This window comes from Fructilactobacillus sp. X2R5C3, assembly GCF_059901325.1.
This window is the reverse complement of record NZ_JBWXUY010000014.1, coordinates 1-273: the sequence shown is the minus strand read 5'-3', so window position 1 is coordinate 273 and position 273 is coordinate 1. Positions and strand designations below refer to the sequence as shown.

Sequence of the window (273 nt, the reverse complement as noted above, 5' to 3'; positions counted from 1 at the left end):
GGCCGGTCGTCAGTGTGTTTATTGAGCAGCACAAAGACGCATTAGCCCTTGATGAGCAATTGCGTCTGACCCAGTATATTGCTGGTATTCGTGAGCAATCATTAAAAGAAATGATCCCTGAAGATTTATTAGCATTTACTGGTAAACATACTTCAGCGCTCGATCCAAGCAGTTATAACTTTGATGTTGAATGGTTCAGCTCAACCAAGAGCGCTAAAGCTTTTCATCAAATGCTTGCTGACCTTCCCGCTTTATTTGATGAAGCATTAGCAC

1 protein-coding gene is annotated in these 273 nt (G+C 42.1%); it reads left to right on the top strand.

Features of this window, described 5'->3' with window-relative positions; genetic code table 11:
• Positions 1-273: hypothetical protein (locus tag AC6UDE_RS06960; RefSeq protein ID WP_500697026.1), on the top strand; the 273-nt coding region annotated here is incomplete at both ends.